This window comes from Pseudobdellovibrio exovorus JSS (assembly GCF_000348725.1).
In the GTDB taxonomy this organism is placed as follows: Bacteria; Bdellovibrionota; Bdellovibrionia; order Bdellovibrionales; family Bdellovibrionaceae; genus Pseudobdellovibrio; species Pseudobdellovibrio exovorus.
Window position 1 is genome coordinate 792,954 of sequence record NC_020813.1, and the last position, 17,919, is coordinate 810,872.

Sequence of the window (17,919 nt, forward strand, 5' to 3'; positions counted from 1 at the left end):
GTGATGAATTATTCGGAAGTGGTTTCTTTTCTAGAGTCATTGCAAATTATGCCGAAGACCATGCCAGGTCTTCAAAAAATCAACAGAGCTTTAGTGCAGACAGATTGGTTTTCATCAATTGATCCGAAAAAAGTAATTGTAGTGGCTGGGACAAATGGCAAAGGAACTACCTGTGCAGCCTTACAAAGTCTACTCTTAGCCGCAGATCAACGCGTGGGATTTTATAGTTCACCACATTTAGTTTCGACGACAGAAAGAATTCGTATAAATGGCCTTGAAATATCAGAAAATAATTTTGTAGAGGTCTTTCACGATTGTAAAAAGTTAATTCAAGAGTGTGAGCTTTCACACTTTGAAGCGTTGACCTTGATGGCGGGACATTACTTCTTTTCTTCTAAATGGAATGGAAATTTAGACTTCGTCATTTTAGAAGTGGGCCTAGGGGGAACGTATGATGCCACCAATGCCTTTCCTCATAAATTCTGTGCCATAACGAAGTTGGGATTAGATCATCTTAATATCTTAGGGACTGATTTAGTGAGTGTTGCTTCGAATAAATTTGGTATCGTGACTAATAAAAGTATAGTCGTTCACCACCGCTTACCAGAAGAAGTGATGGAGCTGAAATACCAAGTACAGAAAGAAACGAATTCAAACTGGGTCGAAGCCGAGGTCGCTACTTTACATAAAGATACACGAGCGCCAGTGCCTCGATATCGTATTGACTATATGGCGAATAAAATTCCAACTAATCTGACAGGTGAGCGAGCTTTTGAAAATATCATGACGGCGATTACGTTATTTCAGATTTTGGGATTTGATATCGAATCGGCTTATCAAGGATTAGCTCGGATTGATTGGAAAGGTCGTATGCAAAAAATCCTATGGCCACAGATGAAAGCGCCTTTATTTTTGTCTGGAGATCACAATGCGCAAGGGGTGGAAAGTTTAATTGAGCTCCTCAAAGACTTTAAATGGAAACGCCTACATCTTGTTGTTGGGATTGGTGTGGACAAAGATGTCAAAGAAATGCTGTCACAGTTGATGAAGCTCAGCTCGGTTAGTCTTTACTTAACAGAGACTCCTTTTAAGGGATTAACAGTCGGGCAGTACCCGCAAGAGTTTCTTGAGCAAGCCAAATCAACGAGTCCAAATGTGAAAGATATTTTAGATCAAGTTGCTGTTATAGCGGATGAAGATGATCTTTGTATAGTTACAGGATCATTATACTTAGTAGGAGAAGTTTTGAAAATAGCTCCTTCTGCGGTGCCGTCTACTTCCAGTCAAAGATAACGATTTCGCTACGGCTAAACCAGCGCATCGGTGGTCCCCAAAAACCTGTGCCTTGATGGGCAAAAACCAATATACCATTAATTCTTTTAAATCCCTTTAGCACGGGTTGAACGAGGCGGACTAAAAAGTGAAATGGAAAAATTTGTCCACCATGAGTGTGACCTGTTAAAATTAAATCACAGGATTCACGTTTAATATCCTGTACGCTAGCCGGTTCATGCGCCAAAAGTATTTTATACTGTACAGGTTCGCCTGTACTTAAAGCTTTGTCTGGTAAAGAAAGAGAGCCCGAAATAAAACGTCCAATCATACGATCAGGCACACCTGCTATCAGCACACGGGATTCTTTATAAGAGATGATTTTATTTTGGTTGTGCAAGACAGAGAACCCTAACTGCTGTAAGCGCTCTTCCCACGAACCAGAGTGATGAATGTATTCGTGATTTCCCGTGATATAGAACTTATCAAGGGTCGCCGAGATCTGACTTAACGGAGCCAGTTGTGGAGAGATTTCTAAGAAGTCACCTTCCACAAGATCCCCTGTGATAGCTACGATATCTGGTTTGAGCTCATTAATTGTCGTCACAATACGATTGAGCCATTTTTCATTTAGATGAAGCATCCCTACGTGTAGATCTGAAATTTGCACCAACCGAAGCCCTTTGATTTCTGAGCGGTGTAAAGAGTGGAAGATAACTTTAGGAAAGGAAAGTCCTTTGTAAAGACTCCAAAGACCTATCAAGCTGCAGATACCAAGTACCCAATACGAATAAGCATGGGGGTAGATAAACTGAATGATGAATTCAATAAGGCTGAATAAAAATAGGAAATTAAAAAGGCCCATCCAAATGTAGCTGCCCCATGCAGAAAAACGCAGAAGTGGGTGGCGAATATGAGTTGCAATGAGCCCTAGTGGCAACGTCAGCCAGCCCAAGATAAGTACCAGCATAAGAGCCGTCCTATAGGAATCAGCCGTGATAGAGTAGGAGGTCACACGAAAAATAAATAAGTGGACCAATGCCACTGTAAACATAATCAATGTGATAAATGGTAAAACTCGACTGATTTTAAAAAATGCAGAAGGTTTAGGTGCAGGTGTTGATGTCTTCATAGACTAGTTTGGAAAATCCGATCTTTTAAATAAAGCCGTTAAGTTAAGTTGAGACTCCTGTAATTTTGCTGCTGCTTCGTCGCCACCACGATTAATAACACAAAGAACATTTTCAACGTGGGCTCCGATACTACGAAGATCCGCTGCGCTCAGTAGAACTTGGCCACCAGAAGTGATCACGTCTTCGATAATACAGATTTTTTTTCCTTTCACATCAATACCTTCAGCGAATTGACATGTTCCATAGTCCTTCGCTGTTTTACGCACGAAAACGCAAGGAATGCCTGTTGCTAAAGATAGGGCTGTACCCACAGGGATGCCACCCATTTCAAGCGCCGCCAGAACCTCTGTGCCAGCAGGAATAAGCGGTTTCATTTGCTGTGCAATTTCCTGTAAAATTTTAGGCTGTGATTCGAAGCGATACTTATCAAAGTACTCGTGAGATCTTTTTCCACTGCGAAGAAGAAAGTCGCCGTTAAGATGACAGATATCATATATACTTTGGGCAAGTTCTTGGCGGTTCATATGGCCTCCTTGGCGCTGGGAAAAAGTGACACTGATAATGTTGGCCTATTTTATGCTGTTTGTGAGTATCGGCAAAGGATATGTGCATAATATGGGGTTTAAAAAGCCAAAAGAGTACCAGACTATTCGTCTTTTTATGATTTTAGGGATCATGACGGGACTTGCTGTACTTTTGTTTAGAGTGGTGCTTTTCGCTCCTCAGAGTTATGACGTCACTCGTCAGCCTGCTTATAATGCAAATATCTATAATGAAGATATTAAGGCAGAAATTGAATCGCGAACAACGTCTGATTAACGTCGGCCTTGGCTTTTGCGCTGCTGCCACTGATCCAGCGCGTACTTACGCATATCTTCGATGCTATCAAACTCATCTACGATTTCGACTCCTAGAAGTGTTTCGACAGCGTCTTCTAATGTCACAAGTCCGGTGGTGATTCCATACTCATCCGACACAAGAGTCAGATGGCATTTTTCTTTGATAAAAAAATCAAGAACTTGGGACACACTCATACGTTCTGAAACACTTTGAATAGGGGCGATCAGCTCTTGAATTTTTGTTTGGTGCTGATCTTTAGAAAGAGCTTCTAAAATCTTATATCGGTGGGTCATGCCGATAATATTATCTAAACTATTTGTGTAAACGGGAAGGCGAGAAAAACGTAAGGGATTATATTTCCTTGCCACTTCTTCCACTGTCTGTGTGGCCTCAAGCGCTGTTATGACCGAACGTGGAGTCATAATATCAGAGACATAAATTTTATCGAGCTTCAGTAGATTGCGAATGATGTTGGACTCTTTTGTTTTAATAGTGCCCTCTTCAGCCCCGATCTCGGCACTTTTGATCACTTCATCACGAGTTACATCTGGGATATCATCCGTCACGGGAATAGCAGTCGAAATCCATTCTGAAATTTTCACTAAGGGATAGAAGACAATAATTAAAGTCTGAGTGGTATAAGCCGCGAAAACAGCCAGTGACTTTGCATGATTCTGCCCAAGAGATTTGGGAAGAGCTTCGGCAACTATCAAAATAGTGAGTGTTAAAGCCAAAGCTAGCAAGGTTAATCCGAAATGACCAAGAAGATGAAAAGAAAGAACTGTCATCAAGGCTGAGCCGACAATATGAGATGCGGTATTCAGTATTCGCAAAGCAAATATAGAGCGATCTATGTTGTCAGTAATATGTTTGATGAGCTTTCCTGATTTCGACTTCGTCTCTGCTTTGACCTCGATGAATGCCGGAGACAGCGAGAAAATAACTGACGCACAAAGCGAGCTTAAAAAAGAGATGACTACTAAGAGTAAAAAAACAGTCGATATCCAGATCATGAATGCCCTTGATATTATCACTTCGAAGACAGAAGCAGCAACAATATTGGGTAGGTGTCGATTGTTTAGACGGCTGTACAAAAATATAGAGCTTTTAAACTAGGCAAAGATTTTGCTTTGAATTTTTCTGCTCGAAAAGGGCGGAGATTGAAATTTTATGAAAGCACTTTTAAAACTCACGTCGGTTGTTGTACTGCTATTGGGCTCTATTTCGGCCCATTCGTATGATCTCGATACCCATTTTTATGGGACCTATGTTAAGGCCCGATTTGCTGGTATTCGCCATGAAGTTGCATTGAAGATTGCAACGGCGACTCAGTGGATGGATGAATCCTATATATCTGATCCTGTCAGTATGATTCTACTGCCTGACGTGGGCATCAAGAAAAGAAGATTACTGCATTTTCCGGCTTCGCGTTTAGCCAGTAAGCTCACAGTCAGTCAGCTTCCCACATTCTTAGATCCTTCCTCGGGCGTGCGTTTAAAGACGTTTACTGAAACGGAAGCCGATCACGAGTTTGCGACCGAGATGTTTACTGAAGGTCTAACGGAAGGTAATTTAATGAAGGTCGCGGCCGGCCTTCATACATTACAGGATTCCTTTGCCCATGCAGGGACGATTTCTGAGTTGGGACATGCTCACTTCTGGCATCATCCAGACAGACCCTTTGTGGATATGCAAAGTGTAGAAAAATATTTTAAAATGAGCCGCTCTGTACTCAGAGCGATGGTGGCGATTCGCTCGTTGTTACCAGCTAGCGCGATTGATATGGATTTAAGATATGGGGATATTCCTAACTATCAATTAAATGGTGATCGGTTAGCTGATATCTATGAAAACCTGTCTGATGTGAAAGCGACAGTTTCTAGACAAATTTTAAAAGATCCACGCTATGTTCGCTTTGCTTTAGAAAATGTTTTTAAACGCGCCAATCAAGTGAAGTATGTAGCGAACGGATACGAGCCGTACTTAAATAACTTTACATCTGGACAGGATACGTATGAAGCTGCAGCTTCTGTTATTAAAACACTTCCTCCGCAGATGATTGATCTTCGAGCGGTGATGAAAGATACGGGATATCCTACAGACCTTTCCAGTGAATATATTCTGTCTATGGGGGGACTAACATCTTTCCTCAATCGCGCTGTGATGAATCTTTTAAGTGGAATTGTCCCAAGACCATTAGATTCATACCATCGCTTTGAAAAAGAAGAAGATGGACCGATTTGGATTAAAGAATTAGATCTGCGTGTAGCGAACATGCGTGCTATGGTCCATCGGATGTTTCAGAAGGATATCTTCTTTGTTGCGAATAACACGAATAATGAAACAGGCTTTATGCGTGAGATGACGAAGGATGTGTCGGCTAATCCGCGGTTGCCTCGCCGCCAGAATGTAAATACAGAATTAGTGACCTACAGCTTAAATGAAAAGAAAGAATTTAATCTGATGATATTTGCTTTCTTATTCCCTAAGACATCAGACTATCTAAAAGATGATATGGATAGGGGATTGCAGTTTATAGCCTCTGCGAATCAGATGTTGAAGTCGGATCGCTCCTATTTCAGTAAAATCACTGGGGCCTTGGGTATGATGCTCGACAGGGCAAATATGGGATCTAATGTGAGCTTCAGACAGACGATCAGTAATGCGCATGAAGATATTTATCGCGCACGATTGGTTCCGAATTCGACGAACCGTTACTATGTTGTGCCCTCGTTGTTGCAAAAACAAGTGCGTACAGGTGTCTTTAAACCATTATTAAGCAATCAAGAAATAGACAAATTATTGTATCCGTAATGCGGGAAAAAGTGGGAACAGGGTAATAAAAAAGGGAGAGTAAAACTCTCCCTTTTTTATTTTAACTAACTGATTTACAAAAATTATTTGTTTTCAGCAGCACGCTTTTCAGCATACTTCTTAGCTAAAGCGTCTTGGATATTACGAGGAGCTTGCGCATATTTCGCAAATTCCATCGTGAACTCGCCCTTACCTTTAGTGATAGAGCGTAGATCAGTTGAGTAACCAAACATCTCTGTCAATGGCACTTCCGCTTCGATCGTTACGTTACCTTCGATAGTTGTTGTACCTGTGATAACACCACGGCGTTGGTTCACTTGACCAGTTGCTGGACCTTGATATTCCTCAGGAACAGTTGTTTCCAACTTCATGATTGGCTCAAGAACCGCAGGTTTAGCTTTTTGGTAAACTTCACGCATAGCTGCCATAGAAGCAATTTTGAAGGCCATGTAAGATGAATCCACGTCATGGTATGCACCATCCACTAGATCAACTTCAACACCTACGATAGGGAAACCTATCAAAGGACCTTTAGCACATTGCTCAGAGAATCCTTCGTCAACAGCAGGGATGAATTCTTTCGGAATACGTCCACCCACAACTTTATTGTTGAACAAGTAAGTCTTACCATCTTCTTGAGGAGGTAATGGACGGATGGCGCCCACAACTTTTGCGAACTGACCAGAACCACCCGTTTGTTTTTTGTGGGTGTAGTCGTACGCAGCCTCTTCAGTGATTGTTTCACGGTAAGCAACTTGAGGAGCACCTACAGTCACTTCACATTGGAATTCACGTTTCATACGCTCAACGTAGATCTCTAAGTGTAACTCGCCCATACCTGAAATGATGGTTTCGTTAGACTCTTCGTCACGGTGTACGCGGAATGTTGGATCTTCTTTACGGAACTTTTGAAGAGCTTTCGAGAAGTTATTTGCACCATCTTTAGATTTTGGAGCAATTGCCAACGAGATAACTGAATCAGGTACGTGCATTGACTGCATTGAAGCCTGAATTCTGTCATCACAGAAAGTATCACCAGAAGCACAGTCGATACCGAACATAGCGATAATATCACCAGCGTATGCAACATCAGTGTCTTCCATTTTCTCGGCATGCATACGCACGACGCGAGGAATTTTAACAGACTTTTTGTTAGTCTGATTGATGATGAAGTCACCTTTTTTAAGAGTACCTTGGTAAACGCGCATGTAAGTTAACTGTCCGAATGGAGTCTCTTGCAATTTAAATGCTAAAGCTACCAATGGATCATCGTTCTTAGACGTTAACGGGAACTTCTCTTCGTTTTTAGTTAAGTCTAAAGCGTACTCAACTTTTTCAGATGGGTTCGGTAAGTAATAAGTTACCGCATCTAACAAGTGTTGAACGTTTTTGTTTTTAAATGCAGATCCACAGAATACTGGAACCAATTTAAGACCGATAACGCCTTTACGCATAGCTGCGCGCATTTCTTCTAAAGTTGGCTCTTCTTCCATTAAGAATTTTTCCGCAATGCTGTCATCCACGTCAGCTAATTTGCCGATCATGATTTGACGATATTCTTTAGCTTGCTCTACTAATTCTGCTGGAACAGGAATCTCAGTGATGATTTCACCATCGTCACCTTCATTTTTGTAAGCTTTCATTGTCATCAGATCTACGATACCGATGTGCTTATCTTCCAAACCGATTGGAATGTTAGCCATGAATGCATTCAAGCGAAGTTTTTCAACTAAAGCATCTTTAACGCGGAAAGGGTTTGCACCTTGACGATCTAATTTATTTACGAATGCCAAACGAGGAACGTTGTAACGTTTCATCTGACGATCAACAGTGATTGACTGAGATTGAACACCAGCAACACCGCAAAGAACTAGGATCGCTCCATCAAGAACGCGTAGAGATCTTTCCACTTCAACAGTGAAATCCACGTGGCCCGGTGTATCGATTAAGTTTATAGTGTAGTCTTTCCAGTGAACTTGAGTCGCAGCTGACTGGATTGTGATCCCTTTTTCTCTTTCAAGGTCCATCGAGTCCATTGTCGCGCCAACGCCATCTTTACCTTTTACGTCGTGGATAGCATGAATTCTACCACCGTAGAAAAGAATACGTTCAGATAAGGTCGTCTTACCCGAGTCGATGTGAGCCGAAATACCGATATTTCGTACTTTCGCAATATCCCATTTTTTTGACATAGTTTATCCCTTTTCTTCCATTATTGGGTTTATAATAAAATCAAAATTTTTAAGAACCATTCGGTGTAACACTATTCTTTCTTGAGAGCAAAGACAGAATGAAAATAAAGTTGAAATCGGGTGTAAAATTAAGGGTTTAATCCTCTTGTTTTGACTGATTTTGCTAATAAAAAGTGCAATTAATTTATGACCCTAGATATTTAAGCCCGAGTCGGTCAGAATGTTCCCATGTTAGACCTGCAAAAACACCTGCAAAGCCATTTTGGGTATCCGGATTTTCGTTACCCCCAAAGACAGATTATTGAAAAGGTGCTGAATAATAAATCACTTTTTGCTTTGATGCCGACAGGGGCGGGGAAGTCCTTAACCTATCAGTTTACCTCTACATTGACGCAGAAAAATGAGTTGGTTTTGGTGGTGTCCCCATTGATAGCTTTGATGCAGGATCAATCCACCAAAGCACGCGATTTTAAAATTTCAAGCACCTATATCAATTCATCACTGAGTGCTGAGGAAAAGCAAAAGCGGATGCAGTCCATAGCTGAGGGTCAATACCAACTGATCTTTGTCGCTCCTGAACGCTTTCAAAAACCAGAGTTTTGGGAGTGTTTGAAGTCCCGTCAGATCAAACTGTTTGTCGTCGACGAAGCCCACTGTATTTCACTATGGGGGCATGATTTTAGACCTGACTATACGAAGCTGCAGCAATATCGTGAACGCCTTGGAAGTCCACCAGTCCTCGCATTAACAGCTACGGCGACTGAAGATGTCCAGCAGGACATCTTGAAGATGTTTTTGTTAGATAAAAATCAGGATTTGATTCTAGGTGGGATCGAACGCCCGAATTTATCTTTGAATATCTTTGAATGTTATGGCGAGGCGGAAAAGAATGATCAACTTTTAGAACTTTTAAAAAGTTCTTCGGATACAGCAGAGAATAGTTCTGGGATCATTTACTTTTCTTTAATTCAAACTTTAGAAAACTGCAGTCGCTTTTTACAGTCAGCCAAAATTCCACATTTGAAATATCACGGAGACTTGCCAGCCAATATTCGCCGTCGTCAGCAAGAGGATTTTTTAAAGAACAAGACTCCGTTGATTTTGGCCACACCGGCTTTTGGTTTAGGTGTGGATAAACCTGATATTCGTTTCGTTATTCACTATGAAATTCCATCCTCGATCGAAGCTTATTTTCAAGAGGTAGGAAGAGCTGGGCGTGACGGAGAAACGGCTTCAGGACAGTTTCTTTTTTCAGAAGACGATCTCAGTATTCAGATGCAGTTCCTAAACTGGGCGTATCCAGAAAGCGAATTCATTGCGAAAGTCTATGATTTGATTAGCAGTCGTCCGGACGTGGTGTCACAGCAAGGATTCGATTTCTTACGCGAACAAATGGTATTTAAAAACAAAAAAGATTTTCGTGTAAATGCCGCCGTTTCGATATTGTTGCGATGGGGATGTCTTGAAGAGAATGATACTCCTTTCGGCTACCAGTCTGTAAGGGAACCACAAAAAGAAGATTTTGAGTTAGAAGATCAAAACACCTTAAAGAAAGAACATCAAAAAAAGTTGTTGGCACTATTAAGATTTATCCAAAACGATAAAGTCTGCCGTTTGAAACAAATCTATCAATATTTCTCTCACCAAATTGAAGAGGACTGTGGGATCTGTGATGTCTGTCGATGATGAGCTAAAGGTCATTTTTTCGAATCCCCATGCACAGACTCTGGAAGGAGTGATCGCAGCGGGCGGCAAAATGAGTCCTGAGCTTTTGATTTATGCCTATGAACATGGAGTTTTCCCATGGCCCCATGAAGGTTACCCACTCTTATGGTTTTGTCCCGATGAGCGGGGTGTTTTAGATTTTGACGAACTTCATTTATCCAAAAGCTTTCAAAAGTGGCTCCGTCAAAAAAAGAGTTTGTACCAAGTAACAGTGAATCAAAAGTTTTTAGAAGTCGTTCAGTCGTGTCGTCGTCAAAAGCGTAAAGGGCAACGTGGCAGTTGGATCAATAACGAAATCGAACGCAACTACAACCTTTTACATCAATCTGGGCATGCACTTTCGATTGAAATTATGCGTGGGGATGTCTTGGTTGGTGGAATTTATGGTGTGCAGTCGAGTCGTTATTTTAGCTGCGAAAGTATGTTTCATCACGAAGACAATGTTTCGAAATTAGCCTTTTATGAAATGGTCAATTTATTGAAGTCACAGGGACATCGCTGGATGGATATTCAGATGGTCACATCTGTCTGTGAAGGTTTCGGTGGTAAGCTTATTTCCAAAGAAGATTTTTTGCTGCGAATTGGTCTTTAGCCGTCCTACAGAAATCGTAAGAAATTAGAAAAAGTAGACTTTCATTAAAAACAACCAGCAGCCTAGGGTCAGAACTAATCCTATAATAGAAATAGCATTTGTGAGCTTTCTTTGTTTGGAAGAAGCATTGTTCTGGTTGATTTTGTGCGTCAGCCCTTGAACAAGGTTAACACGCTGAACGCGATCTAATTTGTAAAAGTGAACGCCCACCATATTGTCGAATTGGTTGATTTTTTCAAGGCGGATCACAATCGCATAGCAGGCCATTTGATCTGAGCCGGGAACTGAAAATTGGATTTTAATGACTTCGCCTATTTGCGGGGATAGGTCCTGTGGGGCAACAAAAGAAAGTCCAGTTAGGGAAACATCACGCAGCTCTGTTTTTTCTTCCCACGTCAGTTGGCTCGCTCCGGAAAGCCGGATCAGACTATTGTCCTCAGTGTCTAGAATATAGCGCGGAGCGCGGGCATGGTAACGTGCCAAAGATGTTGTCATCAGAGTTCTTATCGTCATGACTTGACCTGATCTTGACTTGAGTCTTGTGTTAAAGCTCAGTAAAATTAAGGCTGGCAACAAGGACACGATCTTCTATGGTAAAGGCATCTAGTAAAAGAGCAAAAACGCGTCAGAATGAGACGCTGGCGAAAACACGCTCGAAAAAAAGCATTCGCAAAAAGAAAAAGATCCGTGTTGTAGAACACACGCGTTCATCAGCTTTAATTTTTAGCAATCGCGAGCTTGGTTGGCTGAACTTTAATTTGCGGGTGTTAGCGGAGGCCGAAGACCCACAGAATCCTCTTTTAGAAAGATTAAACTTCCTCTCTATTTCCAGCTCGAATTTAGATGAGTTTTTTATGAAACGTGTTGGGGGATTAAAGCGTCATGTGGCTTATGGAGTTTCGGCAAAATCTTCGGATGGTCAGACTCCTGAAATGCAGTTGGCGATGATTAAAAAGAAAATCCCAGCAATGTTTAAGAAACAAAAAGTGCTTTCAGAGGATTTAAAGAAACTTCTTCGCCACGAAGGGGCGAATATAGTCTCTTATAGCGATCTAAAAGATAGCGAAAGAAAGTTTGTTCGGGACTTTTTCAATCTGAATATTTTTCCGATTTTAACGCCGCTATCTGTGGACCCCGGACATCCGTTTCCATTTATTTCAAATTTGTCTTCGTCTTTAGGGGTGGCTCTTTTAAACCCCAACAATGATGAGGAAAAACTATTTGCGCGAGTGAAAATCCCTCGCGTGATCAATCAGTGGATTTTTGTCGAAGGCACAAATAAAATTGTACATTTGGTCGACGTGATCCGTGCCCATTTGCCAGACCTATTCCCATCTATGAAGGTCGTCGGAAGTGTCCTATTCCGTGTTTCACGTAATGCAGACTCAGATCGTGAAGAAGAGGATGCAGAGGATTTACTAGCTATGATTGAAGAAGAACTCAGACAGCGACGTTTTGCTGAAATCGTGCGCCTAGAGTTCGGTCACTGTTCTGATCCATGGTTAAAAGAATTTTTGATGTCGCAACTCGAGCTAAAAGAGGACGATCTGTATCCTATGCAGCAAGAGTTTGATTTAACGGACTTTTCGTTATTAGCCAGTTCATTGAATTGGCCGAAGCATAAATTTCCAACATGGTCTCCGGTCGTGCCAACGGCCTTAACCGATCCTGCTATCACCATATTTGATGCTATTAAGAAGCAGGATATTCTTTTGCACCATCCGTTTGAAAGCTTTTCTGCCAGTGTCGAAAGGCTTATACGTGATGCCTCTTTAGATCCAGATGTTCTAGCTATTAAGATGACTTTGTACCGTACGGGCGATAACAGTCCTTTTGTAAAAGCATTAATCGAAGCTGCTGAGTTGGGTAAACAAGTAGTCTGCTTAGTAGAATTAAAAGCGCGTTTTGATGAAGAGCGCAATATCTACTGGGCTCAAGAGTTAGAAAATGCGGGCGTGCATGTCGTCTATGGAGTTGTGGGTCTTAAGACCCATGCGAAAACGGCTTTAATTGTTAGAAAAGAATCTGATCGTGTTCGTTGTTATGCTCACCTTGGCACAGGAAATTATAATTCGTCTACATCGCGTTTCTATACAGATTTAGGGCTTTTGACGTGTGATGAGCGTATTACTAATGAACTAGTTGAGTTTTTCAATTATCTGACAGGTAAGTCACTCAAACAAGATTACCAGCATCTGATTTTGGCGCCGCTTAATATGTTTTCAAAAATGAAAGAGTATATTCAGCGTGAACGGGAGCATGCGATTGCCGGCCGTCCGGCATTGATCATGGCGAAGTTCAACAACATGGAAGAAAATGATATTTCCTTAGCGCTGTATGAAGCCAGTCAGTCCAATGTGCCTATCCATCTGATTGTCAGAGGGTTTTGTTGTATTAAGCCCCATATGAAAGGCATCAGTGAAACATTACAGGTGCAGTCGACGTTAGGCAGATTCCTCGAGCACTCCAGAGTTTTTTACTTTAGAAATGGTCACGAAGATCCTTTAGACGGGGATTTTTTTATAGCCTCAGCAGATTGGATGTATCGAAACTTGCACGCGCGTGTTGAGTCAATGAGTCCTATCTACGATCGGACCGCTAAAGAAAAACTGTGGTCGATTCTGCAGATGTATTGGAATGACAAAAAACAGTCATGGACAATGAAGTCCGATGCGACCTACGAGCGTAAACGTAAAGCAGGGGACGCTTCTGTCGGTGTGCAAAATGAACTGATGCGTTTAGCGGCGTCTCCACTGAATTTTACGGAAGATGATTTGATTAAAGAAGAGAAAGAATAGCTCCATCTTTTAAGCCAGTACCGGGGATTTTGATTCTTTTGATCTGGTACTTTTTCATCAGAGTTAAAGTTAAATAGATAGCGGGCTCGATAACGTCGACACGATCCGGTCTGAGGTTGAATTTTTCTGAGCGTTGGGAAACACGCGTTTTACGAAAAGCATCGTAAATACTTTTAAGTTCATCATAGCTGACCATCGTGTTGGGACCTTTTTTTAGAAAGCTCAGCTTCAGTTTGGCAATAGCATCTAGGTTTCCACCAGTTCCAATAGCGACAGCAAAAGGACCTTTTGGCAAAAGTTTTGAGTTCTGTTTGAGTTTTTTTCGCAAGATATTCTGTGGAGTCGTATTATGCTTTTGGGCTTCAGCTAAAGTTCTGACTCCGCCCCATTTAAAACTGCGCGAGTAAAATATCTTGCTGCCTTGTAGGTGAGTCAGCTCCACGCTACCACCACCGATATCAATAAGCAAATTATGCTCATTATTCGAGCCAATAGCACGTTGAACAGCAAGACGAATCAGTTGCGCTTCTTTATGGCCCGAGATCACTTGAATTTTAATTTTCGAGTGGCGAAAAATAGCCGCTAAAACAGGCTTTTTGTTCTTAGCATCGCGAAAGGCACTTGTGGCAATGGCGAGGTTTTTTTCAACCTTAAATTTACGATTGTTTCGGGCCATACGTTTAAAGGCCGGAATCAGTCGGTTTTGCGTGTCAGAATGAATTAAACCGTCTTTAAAGACATCGGCACCAAGACGGATCATCTCGCGATGCTTTTTAAGGATTTTCCAAGAGCCGTCTTCTTTGACTTCTACAATAACTTGGCGAATGGCATTTGAGCCTATGTCGATGGAAGATAAACGCATTTCTTAGGTTTGCGTTGAATGAAGACAAGGGTCAAGAAAGAAGCTATAGTTTTTGAAAAAATCGGACTAAAAAGGACAGGGAATGGACAGAGCAATAGACTCTCAGTTGGAAGACTTAAAAAAACTAACGTTAGAAATGGGCGGCCTAGTAGAAAAAGCTCTTGTTATGGTTTCTGCGGGTCTACTGAAAAAAGAGCCATCTCATTTACAGGAAGTGTTTAAAATTGAGGGTTTAATCAATGACCTTCAGATTAAAATTGATAACGAATGTCTACAAGTTTTAGCCAAACAGGGGCCCGTTGCAAAGGATCTGCGTTTAATCTTGTCGATTATTAAAATCAATACAGATCTAGAGCGTATGGGAGACCAATGTGTGAACATTTCCTATATCAGCCGAGAACTTATAGAGCGTGGATTTTTAAATTCTTTAAAGGATATTGAAGAGATGATCGAGGCTGTCACTAAAATGGTGAAAGCGTCTTTGGATAGTTTTGTCAAAATGGACCCGAACATTGCGCGTTCAGTTTTAGATATGGACGATGCTGTTGATAACTATAAGAAAAAGATCAATCAACACTCAATTCAAATGATGAAGACCGATGTTAACTCATTACAAGACCACTTAGACTTCATTCTGATTGCACGTAACTTAGAGCGCCTAGGTGATCACGCAACTAACATTGCTGAAGACGTAATTTTTGCATTTACAGGAAAAGATATTAGGCATGGATCGAACGATTGAAAGTTATATTAAGGGAAAACGGGCTCTTATTGTTGAGGATGAGGCGGCCATTGCACAGTTGATGAAAATGAACCTAGTGCATATGGGTTTTGATGTTGAGGTCTGTGCTGATGCGGAAACGGGAATAGATTCTCTTAAGAGTAACACTTTCGATTTATGCTTGTTAGATTGGATGTTGCCGCAGATGCAAGGGATTGATTTTTTAAAATCCGTTCGTCCAGCGCAAAGTAAAATTAAAATTATGATGGTGACGGCAAAAGCAGATGCTGACTCTATCGTGTCGGGTTTAGAAAATGGTGCTGACGACTATTTGCCAAAACCTTTTGACATCAAGGTCTTACAGGCGCGGGTTCGACATTTGATGCGCCGACGGCATGCTGAAGAGCAATCTGAAGCTCAGTTGTGCGTACCAAAAAAATCAGAATCGGTTGAAACGACTGAAGCTCAAGAGCTCAAATTTGATGGGCTTGAAATTCATATCGCAAAACATCGCGTAAAACATCAAGGAGAAGAGGTTCACCTCACTCCGTCCGAGTTTAAACTGTTAGTGTCTTTGTTTAAAGCGCAGGGCACGGTTATGACCCGTGAACAATTAATTGATTTGATTCAGGGTGAGGACGTTTCGGTCACAGGGCGAACCATTGATACCCATATCTTTGCATTAAGAAAAAAAATTGGAGCTTGGTCTAAATATATCGAGACAGTTCGTGGAGTCGGCTATCGCATTCTTATCTCGGCCGATGATATGAGCGAAAGTGGAGGCCTGTGATACAGACATTGCTTTGGCTCCTTGCGATTCTTTTTGTGGCTTTGGTGGTGTACTTATTAAGTTACTATCGATTTCGCAGAATGATTTTGCAGCAGACAAAGCAGATGATCGCTTTGATGAAATCTGAAGATGTTGATAATATGCAAATAGGAAGTATCTATGCGCATACCTCTGATGATTTTTCAGATCTTGAGCGGGCAGCTCTCTATCTAAGAAGAAAATACTTACGCCTTCGTAATCAGTTTCACGAAGAAAGAAAAGGTTACGAGACTGTTTTCTCTGGTTTGAAAGAGGGAATTGTAACAGTCGATCAAAATTTAAAAATTATTTCGTTTAATGAATCCTTCATGGACTTTTTTAATTGGGTTCCAGATAAAGCACAGCCCAATACCTATTTGCAGGATGTGGTGCGTGAACCGCTGGTGATCGCGACATTTAAAAAAACATTTGAGGATTCCAACATCCATAAAACAGAAGTTGATCCAGTTCAGCTTTTTGTAACCCCTTTGCCCTCTAGAAATGAAAATGAAAGATGGTCGTTAGGGGTATTTTACGACATGTCTGAAATTAAAAAGACAGAAAAAATCAGAATTGATTTCGTTGCGAATGCGTCACATGAAATGCGTACGCCGTTAACAGTGATCAAAGGGTATTCTGAACTGATGAAGCAAAAGATTGAACAAGGGGACTTGAACGGACCTGAGATCTTAGACCTTCTGAATCCAGTGCTACAAAGTGCAGATCAAATGTCTGATCTTATGAATCGTCTGTTGAATCTTTCTCGTGTTGAAGTGAATGCACCATTAGCCAAAAGCCTACTTCCGACAGAACAGATCACCGAGGAAGTTTTGCAAGATATCGAAGGCCTAGTTTCGTTGAAACATAAAAACATCGTGGTGAAGTGTGAAGCTCCTGAGGTCTTTGCCAATCCAGAGTCTTGTAAGCAAATTCTAAGTAATCTTTTAACAAATGCGGTGAAATACTCGGGCGATGCGAATGATATTTCTGTTACATGGATAAAGGCTCCGCAGTCGGTTTTGTTAAAAGTTAAAGATAACGGGCCGGGAATTGTAAAAGAACATCAGTCGCGGGTTTTTGAAAGATTTTATCGTGTTGATAAAGGCAGATCGCGTGATCAAGGTGGTTATGGTTTAGGATTGGCATTTGTGAAGCATCATATGCTCAATCATGGCGGCAACGTGCGTTTGATCTCTGAAAATAATATGGGAAGTGAGTTTATTTGTGAGTTCCCAAATCCATAACGAGCTTTTTGAAAGCTACTTCGCTGAAATTTATCAAGATAGGTGGCCAACTTTAAAAGCCGCTTTACATCAGGACCCTTTGCAAGTGGTCCGCAAAAATATGTTTTCTGAAGAGCAGATATCAATTGCTGGTATGGCAGAAGAGTTTCCTTCGCTAGATCAGTGTTACATCAAACCTCAGGGATATTCTTTAGTTAAAGATTTATCGGGATTGTATCAGGGGTATGTGATGGACCCCGCAAGTATTGTCGTGGCTTTAGCTTTAGAGGCCAAGTTTGAGGACCATGTCTTAGATATGTGTGCCGCCCCAGGAGGTAAGTCTTTGGTTTTAGCCGAGCAAATGTTCAAAGACAGTCAGCGAGCTCAAGCTAATGGAACATCGGATGGATCTGTAACGGGGACTTTAATTGCGAATGAAATTTCTGAGACTCGTCGGTCGCGTTTGCTAAGAGTTATTCAAGAGTATATTCCTAAAGAAACAAGAATGTTCATTACAGTTAAGGGGTCAGATGCCAGTTTGTATGGTCTTAAGCGTCCTGAAGAATTTGATCGTATCTTGGCAGATGTCCCTTGTTCTGGGGAAAGACATCTGATTGAAAATCCTGAAGAGTTTAAACTGTGGACACGTAAGCGAACTAAAAACTTAGCGGTTAGGCAATACTCCATTTTATCTTCAGCATGGCATGCTTTGAAAAGTGGTGGACGCATTGTCTATTCCACGTGTTCGATTTCTCCGGAAGAAAATGATCAGGTTGTTTTGAAATTAGTAAAAAAACGAGGCGTTGAGGTTCAACGGCTATCGTGGTTAGAGCAGTTTGATTTTCTTGAACTGACGGAAGTGGGATATCGCGTCTTGCCCGATAAGTGTGGCTTCGGGCCCATGTATTTTTCTATTATTAAAAAAGTTTAGACATTGAG

General features: G+C 41.3%; 16 protein-coding genes. 10 read left to right on the plus strand and 6 right to left on the minus strand.

Annotated features, from left to right (window positions below; translation table 11 throughout):
* Positions 1-3 precede the first annotated feature (3 nt).
* On the plus strand, positions 4-1,293 hold the full coding sequence (locus tag A11Q_RS04025; protein WP_015469507.1) for a bifunctional folylpolyglutamate synthase/dihydrofolate synthase: 1,290 nt from the start codon (positions 4-6) through the stop codon (positions 1,291-1,293).
* Here A11Q_RS04025 and A11Q_RS13410 read toward each other — a convergent pair.
* Both A11Q_RS13410 and pyrE read right to left on the minus strand, forming a co-directional pair.
* On the minus strand, positions 1,274-2,404 hold the full coding sequence (locus tag A11Q_RS13410; RefSeq protein WP_015469508.1) for a metallophosphoesterase: 1,131 nt from the start codon (positions 2,402-2,404) through the stop codon (positions 1,274-1,276). The genes A11Q_RS04025 and A11Q_RS13410 overlap by 20 nt on opposite strands.
* A 3-nt stretch (positions 2,405-2,407) precedes the next feature.
* On the minus strand, positions 2,408-2,929 hold the full coding sequence (gene pyrE / locus A11Q_RS04035) for an orotate phosphoribosyltransferase (protein WP_015469509.1): 522 nt from the start codon (positions 2,927-2,929) through the stop codon (positions 2,408-2,410).
* Between the two features lie 25 nt (positions 2,930-2,954).
* On the opposite strand from pyrE, the gene A11Q_RS04040 reads away from it, so the two are divergent.
* Entirely contained in the window at positions 2,955-3,224 is a 270-nt protein-coding gene (locus A11Q_RS04040; protein ID WP_148284933.1) for a hypothetical protein, read from the plus strand.
* Here A11Q_RS04040 and A11Q_RS04045 read toward each other — a convergent pair.
* Entirely contained in the window at positions 3,221-4,258 is a 1,038-nt protein-coding gene (locus A11Q_RS04045) for a CNNM domain-containing protein (RefSeq protein WP_015469511.1), read from the minus strand. The two genes, A11Q_RS04040 and A11Q_RS04045, sit on opposite strands and share 4 nt — an antisense overlap.
* A 157-nt stretch (positions 4,259-4,415) precedes the next feature.
* Here A11Q_RS04045 and A11Q_RS04050 point away from each other — a divergent pair, with 157 nt between their 5' ends.
* On the plus strand, positions 4,416-6,059 hold the full coding sequence (locus A11Q_RS04050) for a DUF6765 family protein (RefSeq protein WP_015469512.1): 1,644 nt from the start codon (positions 4,416-4,418) through the stop codon (positions 6,057-6,059).
* 83 nt (positions 6,060-6,142) lie between these two features.
* On the opposite strand, the gene fusA is transcribed toward A11Q_RS04050, so the two are convergent.
* Positions 6,143-8,251, minus strand: a complete 2,109-nt coding sequence (gene fusA / locus A11Q_RS04055) for an elongation factor G (protein WP_015469513.1) — start codon at positions 8,249-8,251, stop codon at positions 6,143-6,145.
* Positions 8,252-8,479: 228 nt separating this feature from the next.
* Here fusA and A11Q_RS04060 point away from each other — a divergent pair, with 228 nt between their 5' ends.
* Both A11Q_RS04060 and A11Q_RS04065 read left to right on the plus strand, forming a co-directional pair.
* Positions 8,480-9,937: a RecQ family ATP-dependent DNA helicase gene (locus A11Q_RS04060; protein ID WP_015469514.1), complete on the plus strand. Its 1,458-nt coding sequence runs from the start codon at positions 8,480-8,482 to the stop codon at positions 9,935-9,937.
* Positions 9,912-10,568 (plus strand): leucyl/phenylalanyl-tRNA--protein transferase, encoded by a 657-nt coding sequence (locus A11Q_RS04065; protein ID WP_148284934.1) that lies wholly within the window; start codon positions 9,912-9,914, stop codon positions 10,566-10,568. Before A11Q_RS04060 ends, A11Q_RS04065 begins: the two co-directional genes overlap by 26 nt.
* Positions 10,569-10,592: 24 nt before the next feature.
* Here A11Q_RS04065 and A11Q_RS04070 read toward each other — a convergent pair whose 3' ends face one another.
* Positions 10,593-11,081: a PilZ domain-containing protein gene (locus A11Q_RS04070; protein ID WP_015469516.1), complete on the minus strand. Its 489-nt coding sequence runs from the start codon at positions 11,079-11,081 to the stop codon at positions 10,593-10,595.
* A gap of 77 nt (positions 11,082-11,158) precedes the next feature.
* On the opposite strand from A11Q_RS04070, the gene ppk1 reads away from it, so the two are divergent.
* A complete protein-coding gene (ppk1, locus tag A11Q_RS04075) occupies positions 11,159-13,366 on the plus strand; it encodes a polyphosphate kinase 1 (RefSeq protein ID WP_015469517.1) in 2,208 nt (735 codons plus the stop codon).
* Here the strand turns inward: ppk1 and A11Q_RS04080 are convergent.
* Positions 13,347-14,228, minus strand: a complete 882-nt coding sequence (locus A11Q_RS04080; protein WP_015469518.1) for a Ppx/GppA phosphatase family protein — start codon at positions 14,226-14,228, stop codon at positions 13,347-13,349. The two genes, ppk1 and A11Q_RS04080, sit on opposite strands and share 20 nt — an antisense overlap.
* An 82-nt stretch (positions 14,229-14,310) precedes the next feature.
* On the opposite strand from A11Q_RS04080, the gene phoU reads away from it, so the two are divergent.
* The 4 genes from phoU to A11Q_RS04100 are packed head-to-tail and all read left to right on the plus strand — an operon-like array spanning position 14,311 to position 17,911.
* Positions 14,311-14,970 (plus strand): phosphate signaling complex protein PhoU, encoded by a 660-nt coding sequence (gene phoU, locus A11Q_RS04085; RefSeq protein ID WP_015469519.1) that lies wholly within the window; start codon positions 14,311-14,313, stop codon positions 14,968-14,970.
* Positions 14,954-15,739: a response regulator transcription factor gene (locus A11Q_RS04090; RefSeq protein WP_015469520.1), complete on the plus strand. Its 786-nt coding sequence runs from the start codon at positions 14,954-14,956 to the stop codon at positions 15,737-15,739. Before phoU ends, A11Q_RS04090 begins: the two co-directional genes overlap by 17 nt.
* The gene (locus tag A11Q_RS04095; protein WP_015469521.1) at positions 15,736-17,001 is read left to right on the plus strand and encodes a sensor histidine kinase; all 1,266 of its coding nucleotides are present in this window, start codon (positions 15,736-15,738) and stop codon (positions 16,999-17,001) included. The genes A11Q_RS04090 and A11Q_RS04095 overlap by 4 nt, the downstream gene beginning before the upstream one ends.
* Entirely contained in the window at positions 16,982-17,911 is a 930-nt protein-coding gene (locus A11Q_RS04100) for an RsmB/NOP family class I SAM-dependent RNA methyltransferase (RefSeq protein ID WP_015469522.1), read from the plus strand. Before A11Q_RS04095 ends, A11Q_RS04100 begins: the two co-directional genes overlap by 20 nt.
* The last annotated feature ends 8 nt before the right edge of the window (positions 17,912-17,919 follow it).

Coding starts and splice junctions, on each gene's coding strand:
- A11Q_RS04025 (WP_015469507.1), top strand. CDS start 4: ATGAATTATTCGGAAGTGGTTTCTTTTCTAGAGTCATTGCAAATTATG.
- A11Q_RS13410 (WP_015469508.1), bottom strand. CDS start 2,404: ATGAAGACATCAACACCTGCACCTAAACCTTCTGCATTTTTTAAAATC.
- pyrE (WP_015469509.1), bottom strand. CDS start 2,929: ATGAACCGCCAAGAACTTGCCCAAAGTATATATGATATCTGTCATCTT.
- A11Q_RS04045 (WP_015469511.1), bottom strand. CDS start 4,258: ATGATCTGGATATCGACTGTTTTTTTACTCTTAGTAGTCATCTCTTTT.
- A11Q_RS04050 (WP_015469512.1), top strand. CDS start 4,416: ATGAAAGCACTTTTAAAACTCACGTCGGTTGTTGTACTGCTATTGGGC.
- fusA (WP_015469513.1), bottom strand. CDS start 8,251: ATGTCAAAAAAATGGGATATTGCGAAAGTACGAAATATCGGTATTTCG.
- A11Q_RS04060 (WP_015469514.1), top strand. CDS start 8,480: ATGTTAGACCTGCAAAAACACCTGCAAAGCCATTTTGGGTATCCGGAT.
- A11Q_RS04070 (WP_015469516.1), bottom strand. CDS start 11,081: ATGACGATAAGAACTCTGATGACAACATCTTTGGCACGTTACCATGCC.
- ppk1 (WP_015469517.1), top strand. CDS start 11,159: ATGGTAAAGGCATCTAGTAAAAGAGCAAAAACGCGTCAGAATGAGACG.
- A11Q_RS04080 (WP_015469518.1), bottom strand. CDS start 14,228: ATGCGTTTATCTTCCATCGACATAGGCTCAAATGCCATTCGCCAAGTT.
- phoU (WP_015469519.1), top strand. CDS start 14,311: ATGGACAGAGCAATAGACTCTCAGTTGGAAGACTTAAAAAAACTAACG.
- A11Q_RS04090 (WP_015469520.1), top strand. CDS start 14,954: ATGGATCGAACGATTGAAAGTTATATTAAGGGAAAACGGGCTCTTATT.